Origin of the sequence: Myxococcus sp. AM011 (assembly GCF_013372595.1) — a bacterium.
GTDB lineage: Bacteria > Myxococcota > Myxococcia > Myxococcales > Myxococcaceae > Myxococcus > Myxococcus eversor.
On the sequence record NZ_JABXEM010000064.1, the window covers coordinates 12,176 to 25,515 of the forward strand.

The 13,340-nt window shown below is 70.1% G+C and carries 12 protein-coding genes; 6 read left to right on the forward strand and 6 right to left on the reverse strand.

Annotation, left to right across the window (positions count from 1 at the left end; genetic code table 11):
• Nucleotides 1-9: 9 nt before the first annotated feature.
• From HUW62_RS15685 to HUW62_RS15710, 5 genes are all read right to left on the reverse strand, one after another.
• A complete protein-coding gene (locus tag HUW62_RS15685; protein ID WP_240356329.1) occupies nucleotides 10-1,092 on the reverse strand; it encodes a sensor histidine kinase in 1,083 nt (360 codons plus the stop codon).
• A gap of 420 nt (nucleotides 1,093-1,512) precedes the next feature.
• Nucleotides 1,513-2,442, reverse strand: coding sequence for an ABC transporter permease (locus HUW62_RS15690; RefSeq protein ID WP_163865318.1), 930 nt, complete (start codon nucleotides 2,440-2,442; stop codon nucleotides 1,513-1,515).
• The gene (locus HUW62_RS15695; RefSeq protein WP_176434929.1) at nucleotides 2,435-3,580 is read right to left on the reverse strand and encodes an ABC transporter permease; all 1,146 of its coding nucleotides are present in this window, start codon (nucleotides 3,578-3,580) and stop codon (nucleotides 2,435-2,437) included. Before HUW62_RS15695 ends, HUW62_RS15690 begins: the two co-directional genes overlap by 8 nt.
• Nucleotides 3,573-5,291, reverse strand: a complete 1,719-nt coding sequence (locus HUW62_RS48765) for an ABC transporter ATP-binding protein (RefSeq protein ID WP_240356328.1) — start codon at nucleotides 5,289-5,291, stop codon at nucleotides 3,573-3,575. Before HUW62_RS48765 ends, HUW62_RS15695 begins: the two co-directional genes overlap by 8 nt.
• Before the next feature lie 53 nt (nucleotides 5,292-5,344).
• A complete protein-coding gene (locus tag HUW62_RS15710) occupies nucleotides 5,345-6,538 on the reverse strand; it encodes a BMP family protein (RefSeq protein WP_163865316.1) in 1,194 nt (397 codons plus the stop codon).
• Between the two features lie 78 nt (nucleotides 6,539-6,616).
• Here HUW62_RS15710 and HUW62_RS15715 point away from each other — a divergent pair, with 78 nt between their 5' ends.
• The 5 genes from HUW62_RS15715 to HUW62_RS15735 all read left to right on the forward strand — a co-directional run bounded on the left by HUW62_RS15715 (nucleotide 6,617) and on the right by HUW62_RS15735 (nucleotide 10,939).
• Nucleotides 6,617-7,921, forward strand: coding sequence for a thymidine phosphorylase (locus tag HUW62_RS15715; protein WP_163865315.1), 1,305 nt, complete (start codon nucleotides 6,617-6,619; stop codon nucleotides 7,919-7,921).
• Between the two features lie 80 nt (nucleotides 7,922-8,001).
• Nucleotides 8,002-8,412, forward strand: a complete 411-nt coding sequence (locus HUW62_RS15720; protein WP_163865314.1) for an SET domain-containing protein-lysine N-methyltransferase — start codon at nucleotides 8,002-8,004, stop codon at nucleotides 8,410-8,412.
• Nucleotides 8,413-8,780: 368 nt separating this feature from the next.
• Nucleotides 8,781-9,146: a PilZ domain-containing protein gene (locus tag HUW62_RS15725; protein WP_163865313.1), complete on the forward strand. Its 366-nt coding sequence runs from the start codon at nucleotides 8,781-8,783 to the stop codon at nucleotides 9,144-9,146.
• Between the two features lie 31 nt (nucleotides 9,147-9,177).
• A complete protein-coding gene (locus HUW62_RS15730; RefSeq protein WP_163865312.1) occupies nucleotides 9,178-9,582 on the forward strand; it encodes a cytidine deaminase in 405 nt (134 codons plus the stop codon).
• 16 nt (nucleotides 9,583-9,598) lie between these two features.
• Nucleotides 9,599-10,939: a 5'-deoxyadenosine deaminase gene (locus HUW62_RS15735; RefSeq protein ID WP_163865311.1), complete on the forward strand. Its 1,341-nt coding sequence runs from the start codon at nucleotides 9,599-9,601 to the stop codon at nucleotides 10,937-10,939.
• A 9-nt stretch (nucleotides 10,940-10,948) separates the two neighbouring features.
• Here the strand turns inward: HUW62_RS15735 and HUW62_RS15740 are convergent, their stop codons facing one another.
• A complete protein-coding gene (locus HUW62_RS15740; protein ID WP_240356327.1) occupies nucleotides 10,949-12,304 on the reverse strand; it encodes a HAMP domain-containing sensor histidine kinase in 1,356 nt (451 codons plus the stop codon).
• 262 nt (nucleotides 12,305-12,566) lie between these two features.
• Here HUW62_RS15740 and HUW62_RS15745 point away from each other — a divergent pair, with 262 nt between their 5' ends.
• Nucleotides 12,567-13,304: a PspA/IM30 family protein gene (locus tag HUW62_RS15745; protein WP_163865309.1), complete on the forward strand. Its 738-nt coding sequence runs from the start codon at nucleotides 12,567-12,569 to the stop codon at nucleotides 13,302-13,304.
• Nucleotides 13,305-13,340 lie beyond the last annotated feature (36 nt).

Here is a 13,340-nt window from a genome sequence, read left to right on the forward strand (position 1 = left end):
GGCGGGCGACTACCAGGAGGAGGTCTGCTCGGGCAGCTCCAGCGTGAAGGTGCTGCCCAGGTTGACGCGGCTCTGCACCGTCAGCTTGCCGCCCATGGACTCCACCAGGGCGCGCGCCACGGTGAGGCCCAGCCCGGCGCCTTTCTCCGGCGGCTTCGTCGTGTAGTAGGGCTCGAAGACGGCCTGCAGTTCGTCCTCGAAGATGCCGATGCCCGTGTCCTTGACGAAGAGGCGCGGGCCGAAGTCGCCGAACATGTCCGGCAGCTCCACGCCCACGTGGATGCGGCGCGGACGGTCCATCACGTCCTCCACCGCCTCCGCCGCGTTGGCCAGCATCTCCACCACCACCTGCTCCAACTGGCGGCGGTTGAAGACGACGGCGATGGGGTCCTCGGGCAGCACCACCGTCACCTCGGCCGTGCCCAGCCGGCCGTTGCCCCGCATGCGCTCCACGACGACGGGGACCAGCTCCCGCAAGTCGAAGCGCTGGATGTCCTTGGGGTTCGAGGGGCCGAGCGACAGGAGGTGCTGGCCGTACAGCCGCATCTGCTCGCCGGCGACGCCCAGCTTCTTGAGCTCCTCCACGTCCGGAGGCAGGCCCTGCATCGCGCGCTCGCGCACGTGTCCCAGCGCGCTCTGGAGTCCCTCGCCGATGTGACCCAGGTTCTGGGCGACGTCCGCCGCCAGCGTGCCCACGCGCGCCAGCCGCTCCATCTCCACCCAGCGGGTGCGCGGGTCCAACAGCTCTTCGGCCCGCTGCCCACCGCGCTCGCGGTGCGCCTTGAGCTCCAGCAGCGTGTGCACGCGGACCTTCAGCTCCAACGGGTCCAACGGCTCCGTCGTCAGCAGATCATCCACGCCGGCTTCCAGCACCTGTCGCCGCGTCTGGCGGTCCGCCCTGCGGGTGAGCATCAGCACCGGCACCGAGCTCGCACCCAGCTCCGCCTGGAGCCGTCGGTACGCCGCCAGCCCATCCGTCCCCGGACGCTCCACGTCGAGCAGCACCAGGTCCGCGGCCTGACGGGCCGCCGGTCCCCGTGCTGTCAGGACGTCGTAGCCCGCGGGGGCCAGGATGGAGCACAGCCGCTCCATGCCTTCTGACTCCACGTCCACCGCCAAAACGCGGGGTCTGTACGTCTCGGTCGTTCCCGTCGTATCCAGCATCACCCACCCCCGCCGTGTTGACCGGACCGACCGGGCCCGGGTTTCACAAGGAGTCCCTCCGGGCCTTGCGTCAGACTGGATGAAGCCTCCCCCCGGTGGCCTGATTCCATTCCGGCGCGGCCCGACCTGGCCTCTATATGCGAGGCCCGTGCCGCCGGGATTTCCGACGCCCTGTGTCTCAATCCCGGAGAAACCCGGAGTTAGTTTCAATAACCGCAAGGGGTTGGAGTGTCGTCTTTCTCCACCATTCGAAGGAGGCGACGTTGGCCATCCGACACCTAGGGGTCACTTCTGACCAGGAATCATTCTATACCCGGGTATGGAATGACTCTAGTGGATCGAGTGACCTCAGCGGGACTCCTGCTCGTATGGGACGCCGAGTGAGGCCGGGGTGCTGTTGCGCTGGCCCTGGAAGGTGAGGACCAGGAGCGTCAGCAGGTAGGGCAGGGCGAGCAGGACGCCCTGGGGCACCAGCTCCAGGAGGCCTGGGGCGCTGGAGGCCAGGCCGATTCGCAGCGCGTTGCCGAAGGCGAAGAAGGCCGCGGCGGCGAAGGCGCCCATGGGCGTCCAGCGGCCGAACACCATGGCGGCCAGGGCCATGAAGCCCAGGCCCGCGGGCGTGTGCTGCTCGAAGCGGTCCAACACGGTGGTGGAGAGCACCGCGCCGCCCAGGCCCGCGAGCAGTCCGCCGCCCAGCACCGCGCCCCACCTCAAGGCGGGAACGGAAAGACCCAGGGTGGCCACCGCGTGGGGCTTGTCGCCCACCGCGCGCAGGCGCAGTCCCAGGGGGGTGCGGGTCAACATTCCTTGGAGCAGCAGCGGCAACAGCAGTGCCAGGTACGTGGGGGCCGCGTGGCCGGAGAGCGCGCCCAGGAGGGGCACCGAGGCGAGCTCGGGCCAGTGGAGGGGCGGGAGCTGTTGGATGGGCGGTGTCCCGTTGGGCCCGAAGTGCGTCTCGAGCAGGAACGTCCCTCCAGCCAGGGCCACCAGGTTGAGGGCGATGCCGGACACGACCTGGTCCGAGCGCCAGCGGATGCACAGGAAGCCGTGCACCGCCGCCAGCGCCGCGCCCGCGAGCATTCCCATGCCGACGGCCGCGGGAGTGGGCATGACGAGCGCGGCCACCGCGGCGCAGAAGGCACCCACGCGCATCATCCCCTCGACGCCCACGGCGACGACGCCGGCACGCTCGGAGAGCACCGCGCCCAGGGCGGCGAAGACGAGCGCGGGGGCCGCGTCCAGCGTGGCGAACAGCAGCCGGTGGAGGATTTCAAGCATGGGGCACCTGCGCGGCCGGAGCGGGCGGCGCGGCCGTGACGGGCTTTGGTGCGCTTCGACGGCGCAGCGCGGCCAGCCAGATGAGGCGTCCGGCCACGAAGAGCAGCGCGAGGCCCTGGATGAGCTCGGGGAAGCTCTTGTGCACGTCGAGCAGCTGCATGCGCGTGCCACCTGCTCGCAGCACGCCGAAGAAGAGTGCCGCGGCGCCCACGCCCAGCGGGTGGTTGTTGCCGATGAGCGCGATGGCGATGCCGTCGAAGCCGTAGGGCGCGCCCAGCGTGCCCGGGTAGCGGCCTTCCGTGCCCAGCACCAGCACCGCGCCAGCGAGCCCCGCCAGCGCTCCGGCCAGCGCCATGGCCAGCCCCGCGCGCCGCGCCACGGGGATGCCCGCGGCGCGAGCTGCCTCATCACCCAAGCCCACCGCGCGCGTCTCGAAGCCGGAGCGGGTGCGCGTCAGCCACGCCCACACCGCCACGGCGGCGACGGTGGCGATGACGAAGCCCAGGTTGAGGCGGGACATGTCTCCCAGGAGGCGCGGAAGCGTCGCGGTGGGGTGGATTTCCGCGGTGCCGGTGATGGACGCGCCAGCCTCGGCCACGCCGCGCAGGGGACCCACCACGAGCCAGTTGTCCACCAGCCTCACCGCCACCCAGTTGAGCATGATGGTGGAGATGACCTCGTGCACGCCCCGGTAGAGCTTGAGCGCGCCGGCGATGCCCGCCCAGGCGCCCCCGGCCAGCGCGGCGGCGAGGAGCGCGGCGGGGATGTGCAGCGCGCCGGGCAGGGCGACGTGCGCGCCCACCACCGCTGCGGCGAGCGCGCCGAGCAGCATCTGTCCCTGGGCGCCGATGTTGAACAGGCCCACCTTGAAGGCCACCGCCACGGACAGGCCGGTGAGGGTGAGCAGCGCGGCCTTCATCGCCGCTTCGCCCAACGGACGGGTGAGCACGGTGATGGGAGCGCCGTCGAGGAAGCGGGGCCAGTCGCCCACGCCGCCCCAGAGCATCTGGAGATAGGCCGCCGTGGCGGTGGCCAGGCCGTCCGTGTCCCGGCTGAAGGCGATGAGCATCCAGCACACCACGAGCGACAACAGCACCGACAGCACCGAGGGCAGGGCCTGCCGCGTCCGCTCACCCATGGGCCTGCTCCGCTCCCAGCATTCGACGTCCCAGCTCCCGCTCGTCGTACTCCGGCCGGGTGAACTGTCCCGTCACGCGGCCCTCGAAGAGCACGTAGACGCGGTCCGCCAGGGCCAGCACTTCTTCCAGGTCCAACGACACCAGCACCACTCCCGTTCCCTGTGCGCGTGCCTCGCGAAGCCGCGCGTGCACCTGCGTCACCGCGCCGATGTCCAGGCCTCGCGTGGGCTGCACCACCACGAGCAGGCGAGGTCGGGCGTCCAACTCGCGCGCGACCACGACCTTCTGCTGGTTGCCGCCGGACAGGGCCTGCAGGGGCAGCGTCGGCTCGGGCGGGCGCACGTCGTAGGCGGCCAGGAGTGATTGGGCTCGCTCACGGCGGCCGGCGAAATCAATCCACATGCCCTTCGCGAAGGGCGGCCCCGAGTGCCGTCCGAGCGCGATGTTCTCCTCAACGCTGAGGGCCTTCACCACCGCGCGGCGCAGCCGGTCCTCGGGCACGTGGCCCACGCCGCGTGCTCGCGCTTCGGCGGGAGTGAGGCCCTTCAGGGGCCTTCCGAGCAGCGTGCCGCTTCCCGCCGTCAGCGAGCGCAGGCCGGTGAGCACTTCGGCCAGCTCGCGCTGCCCGTTGCCGTCGACACCGGCGATGCCGACGATTTCTCCCTCGCGCACCGTCAGGTCCACGCCGCGCAGCGCGGGGCACCCGTTGTCGCCGAGAGCCTGGAGTCCCGTTGCCTCCAGCAGGAGGTCACCCGGGGGCTTCTCCCCGACGCGAGGCACGGGCCGTCCGTTGTCGCCGAGAGCCTGGAGTCCCGTTGTTTCCAGCAGGGCTCCGCCAGGGAACTTCTCACTGACGCGAGGCGCGGTTCGTCCGTTGTCGCCGAGAGCCTGGAGTCCCGTTGCTTCCAGCAGGACGTCGCCGAGGTGGGCTTCGCCACCGTGCTGCGCGGGCCGTCCGTTATCCCCCTGCGCCGGGAACCCCACTGCTTCCAGCAGGGCCTCGCTGGCGAGCTTCTCCTCCGGGGTCGCCGCCGCGTTGCTCATCACTGCGCGCTGGCTCTCGCCCACCATGAGGGCGGCAAGCGCCGTCGCCGAGGTCTCCGAGGGCCGCACCTCCGCCACCAGCCGGCCGCGCCTCATGACGGCGATGCGGTCCGCCACTCCGAGCACTTCCTTCAGCTTGTGGCTGATGAGCACCACGGTGCGCCCCTGCGCGACCAGTCCGCGCATGACGCGGGCCAGCTCGTCAGCTTCCTGGGGCGTGAGGACGGCGGTGGGCTCGTCGAGGATGAGCACGCGGGCGCCCCGGTGCAGCGCCTTGACGATCTCCACCTTCTGCTGCGAGCCCACCGTGAGTGTGTCCACGCGGGCACGCGGGTCCAACACGAAGCCGAAGCGCTCGCACGTCGCGGCGACTTCCTTGACGGCGCGCTCCCAGTCGAACAGCCCGCGTCGCGTGGGCTCGCGCCCGAGCACCACGTTCTCCGCCACCGTCAGCGTGGGCACGAGCATGAAGTGCTGGTGCACCATGCCGATGCCCAAGGCAATCGCGTCGCGGGGACTCTTGAGGCGCACGGACTTGCCGCCCACGGACACCTCACCGGAGTCCGGATGGTAGAGCCCGTAGAGGACGTTCATCAGGCTGGACTTGCCCGCGCCGTTCTCTCCCACCACCGCGAGCAATTCCCCTTCGCGGATGTCGAGCGACACGTCGTCCAGCGCGTTGACGGCGCCGAACCGCTTCTGGATGTGTCGGAGGGAGATCAGGGCGCGGCGGCCTGGAAGGTGGCGAGGTCCGCCGGGACGGAAGGCACCTGGAGCTGTCCGGAGATGACGCGCTGGCGCAGCCCCTCCACCTTCTGGAGCGCCTCCGCCTTGCCGGGGAAGTCCACGCGCACCTCGGCCATGGCCACCGCGTTCTCCTTGAGGCCCAGCAGCAGCTCGGTGGCGGTGAACTTGCCGTCCACCAGGTCCTTGGCGGCCTGGTACACGACCAGGTCCGTGTGCTTCAGCATGGAGGTGAGGATGGCCTCCGGCGCCACGTGCGACTGGTCCGAGTCCACGCCGATGGCGTACACGTTCTTGCCGGCCGCGCGCGCCTCCTTCACCGCCTGGATGACGCCGATGCCGTCCGAGCCCGCAGCGTGGAAGATGACGTCCGCGCCCTTGGCGATGAGGTCCTGCGCCACCTGCTTGCCCGCGGCCATGTCGTTGAAGCTGCCGGTGTACACGGACATCAGGGCCTGGGCGGCCTCGGGCTTCGTCGTCTTCACGCCGGCGCGGTAGCCGACCTCGAAGCGCTGGATGAGGGGCACCTCGATGCCGCCCACGAAGCCCACCTTGTTCGTCTTCGTGACGAGGCCCGCGAGCGCGCCGACGAGGAAGCTGCCCTCGTGCTCCTTGAAGAGGACGGTGCGCACGTTGGGCAGCCGCAGCGTCTTGCCCTGGGCATCCAGCACCTGGCTGTCGATGAGCAGGAAGCGGGCCTGGGGGTTCTCCTGGGCCGACGTGCGCACGGCGTTGGCCAGCATGTAGCCGTTGCCGATGGTGAGCTGGGTGCCCCGGTCCACGAGGAGCTGGAGGTTGGGGATGTAGTCCTCCTGGGCCTTGCTCTGGAGGACGACGGGCTGGATGGGCAGGGGCTGGAGGGTGGAGGCAATGGAGGCCAGGTGGCCCGGCAGGGACTTGCGCACGTCGTCCGGCGTGGCGTCCACGTACTTGCCGCCCTCGTAACGCTTGCCGGCGGCCCACAGCTCCAGGCCTCGCAGGGCGGCGTCGTTGAACGAGTGATCACCCCGACCGCCCACGTCGATGACGAGGCCCACGGGGATGGGCTTCTTCGCCTCCTGCTGAGCGGAGGCGGGGGCCGGAGCGCCGGAGGGGGGCGTCTCTTCCTTCTGCTTGGAACAGGCGCAGAGGAGCGCCGTGAGGGCGAGGACCTGAAGGCGAAGCGTCATGGCTGGCTATCTACCAGATGCGGCGGCGCCTTTCGCGGAAGTGCATGGGGGCCCAGGTTCCTGGTATGGGCAGTTCCCGTGCAACCCTACGAGCTCATCAAGTCGAAGCGGGATGGAGGCCGGCTGGAGCCGGCGGACATCCGCTCATTCATCCAGGCGTATACGGCGGGGACGGTGGCGGACTATCAGATGGCGGCCATGTGCATGGCCGTCTTCTTCCGGGGGATGGATTCCCGGGAGCTGGGCGCCTGGGCGCGCGCCATGCTCGAATCCGGCGAGGTGCTGGACCTGTCCGACACCCCGGCCGTGAAGGTGGACAAGCATTCGACGGGCGGCGTGGGCGACAAGGTGTCGCTCAGCCTGGCCCCCCTGGCCGCGGCGTGCGGGGTGCCGGTGCCGATGATTTCGGGCCGGGGCCTGGGCCACACGGGCGGGACGCTGGACAAACTGGAGTCCATCCCCGGCTTCAATGTGAACCTGTCGACGGCCGAGTACCGTCGGCTGGTCCGCGAGGTCGGCTGCTGCCTGATTGGCCAGACGGCGCAGGTGGCGCCCGCGGACAAGAAGCTCTACGCGCTGCGTGATGTGACGGCGACGGTGGACTGCATCCCGCTGATTGCGTCCTCCATCATGAGCAAGAAGCTGGCGGAGGGCATCGACGCGCTGGTGCTGGACGTGAAGGTGGGCAGTGGCGCGTTCATGAAGCGCGACGAGGACGCCCGCACGCTGGCCCGGACGATGATTGGCCTGGGCGCGGAGATGGGGCGCAAGGTCGTCGCGCTGCTGACGGACATGGACCAGCCGCTCGGGCGCAAGGTGGGCAACGCGCTGGAGGTGATGGAGGCGGTGGACATGCTCCGCGGCGAGGCCCCGGACGACTACACCGAAATCACCTACGCGCTGACGGCGGAGATGCTGGTGCTCGGCAAGAAGGCCGCCACCGTGGACGAGGCGCGCGAGAAGCTGCGCAAGTCCGTGGAGGACGGCAGCGCGCTGCGCAAGCTGAAGGAGATCGTCCTGTCGCAGGGGGGAGACCCGCGCTCCATCGACGACTACTCGCTGTTGCCCCAGGCTCGCTCCACGGTGGACGTGGTGGCGCCCCGGGATGGGTACGTGACGGGCATCGACACGGAGGGCGTGGGCCTGGCGGGCGTGGCGCTCGGCGCCGGACGTCAGCGGGTGGACAGCAAGATCGACCCCGCCGTGGGCTTCACCCTCCTGAAGAAGACGGGCGAAGCGGTGACGAAGGGCGAGCCCGTGGTGCGCGTGCACTACAACGACGAGGCCCCCGTGGAGGGAGTGAAGGCCCGCCTGGTGGCCGCCTACCACTTCGGCGATGCCGCCCCCGCGCCCCGTCCTCTGGTGCGCGAGCGGGTGGAGTAGGGCGGCTCGGCGCTTCGCTCTGTTCTTCACCTCCGCCCCGGAACGCGGCATCTTTCCGGTCCCAACGGCGGCAGGGACGCATGAACACGGGCGAAGCGCTGTATCTCCATCCGGGAGTGAAGGTCCGGCCCTGCGAGTGGGGCTTCGGCGTCTTCACCGATGAATTCATCAAGGCGGGCGAACTCATCGAGGAGTGTCGCTACCTCAAGATGCTGCAGAAGCACACGCGGCATCCCCCGCTCGACGACTACGTCTTCCAGATTCGCTGGGGCGAGCGAGAGCAGCAGCCCGCGGGGGACTGGGTCGCGCTCGTGCTGGGCTACGGCATGCTCTACAACCACGCGAAGGAGCCCACCGCCGCGTACTACCGGGCGGCGGACCGCGACATCTTCACCTTCTACGCCCTGCGGGACATCCACCCCGGCGAGCAGATCTTCATCAGCTACGGCGAGGAGTGGTGGGACACCCGGAACGAGGACGTCCCCCCTTGAGTCCTCCGGCGCACCCCGGGGCGTGAACGGGCCCTGGGCCCGCCGGGTTCGACGCGCGGCGGCAATGGGGCGCACTCCTGGTACAGGACATTCCCGGGCGAACCCGTCCGGGGGTTGAAATTCGGCGCCTCCCTGGCGGGTGGGCAAGCGTATGATGGGCGGCGGATGGTGCTTCATGAACACGTGACGGAGGCGGCCGTGGCCGTTCGCCGGGGGGCCTGGGAGTGGGAGCCGAGGATGGGCTTCGACTTCCCGGACGATGCCCCGCTGGCGGGGCCGGGTGAGCCGCGCGCGTGGACTCGTGGGCGGGCCACCTCCCAGGCGCTTCCGACCGTGGTACGGGCATGAGCGTCAGGACTGGAACGGCGATGGCCGAGAGGAACAACTCGATGAGCGACAAGGCCGAGGACCGGCGCGACTCCCCCCGGATTCCCATGCGCCTGAAGGTGCGCCGGGCGGGCAGCTCGGCGGACTTCGAGGCGCGGGATGGGGACCTGTCCCTGGGCGGCTGCGCCTGGAATGGCCCCGGGCTGGAGGCGGGCGCGAAGGTGGAGGTGCGCTTCACGCTGCCCATCCTCCCCGACGAAGTGGAAGCCAGGGGCGAGGTGCTCCACGTGACGGACGGCCCGCAAGGCCCCGCCGCCCACGTGCGCTTCGAGGACCTGCCAGTGGAGGCGGAGCTGGCCATCGCCCGTCACCTGGACGACATGCGACTCCAGGGCGAACCTCGCTGAGACCCACCCCGTCACCTCGGAAGGCGGCGACATGGCGGATGAGATTCCCTGGGAGCGGCTGTTCGAAGAGGCCACCCGGGTGCGCGAGCGGGCGCACGTGCCATACTCCCGCTTCCCGGTGGGCGCCGCGATTCTGTACGCGGATGGCTCGGTGATGGCCGGCTGCAACGTGGAGAACGCCACCTACGGCCTCACCGTGTGCGCGGAGCGCAATGCCTTCGCCGCGGGCGTGGCGCAGGGCCGCTCCCAGCCCGTGGCGGTGGCTGTCGTGGCCGACTCGGACACGCCCGTTCCTCCGTGCGGCATGTGCCGTCAGGTGATGGCCGAGTTCGGTCCGTCGCGGATGCAGGTGCGCAGCCGCACCCCTCGTGGGGACGAGGCGCGCTATTCCCTGGGCGAGCTGCTGCCGCACGCCTTCACCAAGGACTTCCTCTAAGAGAGCCTGAGCACCCGTGGATCTGCTTCTGACTGGCGGCACCGTGGTGACGATGAACCGCGAGCGCGAGGTGCTCGTGGGCGCGGACGTCCTCGTGCAGGACGGGCGCATCGCGAAGGTGGGCCGGGGCCTGAAGGCCCGTGGCACGCGACGAGTGATGGACATGGCGGGGAAGGTGGTGCTGCCGGGCCTCATCCATGGCCACCTGCACGCCTGTCAGACGCTGTTCCGGGGACGCGCGGATGGCATGGAGCTGCTCGACTGGCTTCGCGAGCGCATCTGGCCCTTCGAGGCGTCCCACGACGCGGCTTCGATGCGCGCCTCGGCGGACCTGACCTTCGCGGAGCTCATCCGCTCGGGCTCCACGGCCGCGCTCGACATGGGCAGCGTGCACCACTACGACGCCGTCTTCGAGTCCGCGCGGGACTCGGGCTTCCGGCTGGTGGGCGGCAAGGCGATGATGGACGCGGGCGCCAACGTGCCCGACGGGCTGCGCGAGTCCACCGCCGAGTCGCTGGCCCACAGCCTGGCGCTGCTGGAGAAATGGCACGGCACGCACGAGGGCCGGCTGCGCTACGCCTTCGCGCCCCGCTTCGTGCTGTCCTGCACGCCGGAGCTGATGCGCGAGGTGGCGAAGCTGTCGCGCGAGCACAACGTGCGCATCCACACCCACGCCAGTGAGAACGCGAAGGAGACGGACGCGGTGCGCCAGTACTCGGGCGGCCGGGACAACGTCGACTTCTTCCACACGCTGGGGCTGACGGGGCGGCACGTGACGCTGGCCCACTGCGTGTGGCTGTCCGCGGAGGAGCAGGAGCTCATCCGTGAGACGAACACCGTGGTGTGTCACTGCCCTGGCTCCAACCTCAAGCTCGCCTCGGGCATCGCCAAGGTGCCGGAGCTGCTGGAGGCGGGCGTGACGGTGGCGTTGGGCGCGGATGGCGCGCCCTGCAACAACACGCTCGATATCTTCAACGAGATGCGGCTGGCGGCGGTGCTGCACAACCCGCGCGTGGGGCCTCGCGCGATGACGCCCATGCGCGTGCTGGAGATGGCCACGCTGAACGGCGCCCGGGCGCTCGGCCTGGAGGACGAGGTGGGCTCGCTCGAGCTGGGCAAGCGCGCCGATATCACCGTGGTGGACGTGAGCGGCCTGCATTGTGGCCCGTCATCCGAGGACGTCCTGGCGCCGCTGGTGCACTCCGCGCGCGGCAGCGACGTGACGCACGTCTTCATCGACGGCAAGCCGGTGTTGAAGGACGGCGTGCTCACCACGCTGGACGCGTCGTCGGTGATGGCGAGCGCCCGCTCCAACGTCGAGCGCATCCTCCGCCGCCGGCAGCGTGCCCGCGGCTGAGTCGACGGCTCAGGCGGGCAGCCGCACCACGAAGGACGTGGGCCAGTCGGGAGCGTCCTCCAAGGAGAGCCTGCCTCCGTGGGCCTCCACGGCCAGCCGGGAGAAGTACAGCCCCAGGCCGTAGCCCCGGCGGTTGTCTCGCTCCTGGTCGCCCTGCACGTACTTGTCGAAGAGGCGCGCGCGCAGGTCCTCGGGAACCGGCGGGCCGTCGTTGCGCACCGCGAGCCAGGGGCCCCGCTCATCGATGCCGCCCTCCAGCCGCACGCGGCCGCCCGTGGGCGCATAGCGGAGCGCATTGGTGGCCAGGTTCTCCACCACGCGGTAGAGCAGCTCCTGGTCTCCTTGCAGCGCCAGCGCCCGGGGCGTGACGACATCCAGGGTGAGCTTGCGGGCGCGGCCCACGTTCTCCATCGAACCGCGCACCTCCTCCAGCAGGCGGCCCATGTCGAGCGGCACCTTGCGGGGCGCCAGCCGGCCCTGCTCCATCCGCGTCACGTCCATCAAGTCCGTGAGCATCCGGTCCAGGCGCGCGGTGACGGCCAGGCCCGTGCGAGCGGACTCGTGGAGGTGGCCCTCGGGAAGCTCCTGCTCCATCCAGGCCAGCGTCATGGTCAGCGCCGACAGGGGCGAGCGCAAGTCGTGTACGAGGAACTGCGTCAGCAGCTCCTTGTCGCGCTGGAGCGCCCGGAGCTCGTCGTTCTTCGCGTGCTCCTCGTCGAGCATCCTCGCGATGATGCGCCGGGCCTCATCGACTTCCTGGAAGCGGCGGGCCTCCAGGGCACTGTCCACTTCCACGCGGGTGAGGGCCCCCGCGAGCGTGCGCAGCCGCCCGGTGCCGTAGTGCTTCACCGCGGCGACCATCAGCAGGGTGACGACGGCGATGACCACGGCGCCCCAGCCCACGCCGGCCTCGCGCATCAACGCCGCCTGGGCCACCGACGACAGCGCGGCGGTGCCGTAGACGACGGTGGGGCGAAGGGCGAGCCCGCTGAGCGTCACGACCAGGGCGAACAGGCCCAGGCTGAAGCCCGCCACCCCGGCCGGAAAGGGGGAGATGGGGAGGGCCAGGTGCTGCAGGCCGTAGACGAGGGCGACGTCCACGGGGGACTGGACGATGCCCAGCCAGCTCGCCTCCGGGCGGTTCCTCACGACGAAGAGGATGGTGGCCACGCCCACATAGGGGGCCAGCAGGAGCGGGTAGGGGCGCCAGTCCTCGCCGCCGCTCAGCCACAGCGCCGTGGTGACGAGCAGGAAGATCAGCGCGCCGACGAGGCGCACCGCCGCCCCCGTGCCCAGCACGCTTCGTCGCTGGGCGTCCACCGCCCGCGCCAGCGACTCATCGAAGGAGGAGTGGGTCCAACCCAACGCACTGTCCACGCAGGGACGGTTTTCCCTGCTTCCCGGCGTCAGGGCAAGTCCCCGCTGAGGGAGGCCCACCAGGGGACGGCTCGCGGGCTGCTACCCGAGGTGTCCGAGCGGGGAGGCACGATGGGACTTGTGGGTGGTCGGCAATCGCCTTAGGTGAGTTCGCGTAGCACTGATCAGAGGGGCGGATGCGGCTGCTTGCTCCCCCCTGAGTTCGTGTAAGGTGACTGCGAGTAGGTCTGGACGGAGGTAGACCGGCGACATGTGGGACAGACTCAAGAGGGCGTTGCGCAGCTTCGCGGGCTTCTTCGTCTCCTCCATCGAGGATCCGGAGCTCATTCTCGAGCAGAACATCCGTGACCTGAACGACCAGGTCCCGAAGATGAACGAGTCCATCGCCATGGTCCGGGCGAACGTGACGCTGCTGGAGAAGGAGAACAGCAAGTACAAGGACGACGTGCGCGGGCTGACGGCCAAGGTGAAGGCCGCCATCCAGGCCGGTCGTGACGACCTGGCGGCGCAGTACGCGACGAAGCTCCAGGTGGAGAAGGACGCGCTGGAGCGCAACGAGGCGCAGCTGGAGACGGCGCGGCTCGCGTACGAGAAGGCGCTGAACGTCAAGAAGGCGTTCATGCGGGAGAAGGACAAGAAGACGGCGGAGGCGATGACGGCCATCCGTGACGCGCGGCGCGCCAAGTGGCAGGCCAAGGTGGCCGACACGATGGAGTCCTTCACCGTCGCCGGCATCGACTCGACGCACGACGAGATGCTGCGCAAGGTGGAGGAGCGCACCGCCGTGAACGAGGCGCGCATGCAGATGGCACTCGAGTCGGTGGACCACCAGTCCGCGCAGATTGAAGAAGAGGCCGAGAAGATCCAGGCCAACGAACTGGTGAAGCAGTTCAAGATGGAGATGGGGCTGATGGAGAGCCCCGCCCCGGTGTCGGACGTGAGCGGACAGACGGGGAAGACCATCGGCAAGAAGGTCGGGGTCGAGTAGGCCCTGGCGGTTGACACGATGAAGGGAAGAGACCTG

Excerpts from the sequence above, each read along its gene's own strand:
- HUW62_RS15685 (WP_240356329.1), bottom strand. The coding sequence starts at position 1,092 with ATGGAGCGGCTGTGCTCCATCCTGGCCCCCGCGGGCTACGACGTCCTG.
- HUW62_RS15690 (WP_163865318.1), bottom strand. The coding sequence starts at position 2,442 with ATGCTTGAAATCCTCCACCGGCTGCTGTTCGCCACGCTGGACGCGGCC.
- HUW62_RS15730 (WP_163865312.1), top strand. The coding sequence starts at position 9,178 with ATGGCGGATGAGATTCCCTGGGAGCGGCTGTTCGAAGAGGCCACCCGG.
- HUW62_RS15725 (WP_163865313.1), top strand. The coding sequence starts at position 8,781 with ATGGCCGAGAGGAACAACTCGATGAGCGACAAGGCCGAGGACCGGCGC.
- HUW62_RS15695 (WP_176434929.1), bottom strand. The coding sequence starts at position 3,580 with ATGGGTGAGCGGACGCGGCAGGCCCTGCCCTCGGTGCTGTCGGTGCTG.
- HUW62_RS15710 (WP_163865316.1), bottom strand. The coding sequence starts at position 6,538 with ATGACGCTTCGCCTTCAGGTCCTCGCCCTCACGGCGCTCCTCTGCGCC.
- HUW62_RS15745 (WP_163865309.1), top strand. The coding sequence starts at position 12,567 with ATGTGGGACAGACTCAAGAGGGCGTTGCGCAGCTTCGCGGGCTTCTTC.
- HUW62_RS15720 (WP_163865314.1), top strand. The coding sequence starts at position 8,002 with ATGAACACGGGCGAAGCGCTGTATCTCCATCCGGGAGTGAAGGTCCGG.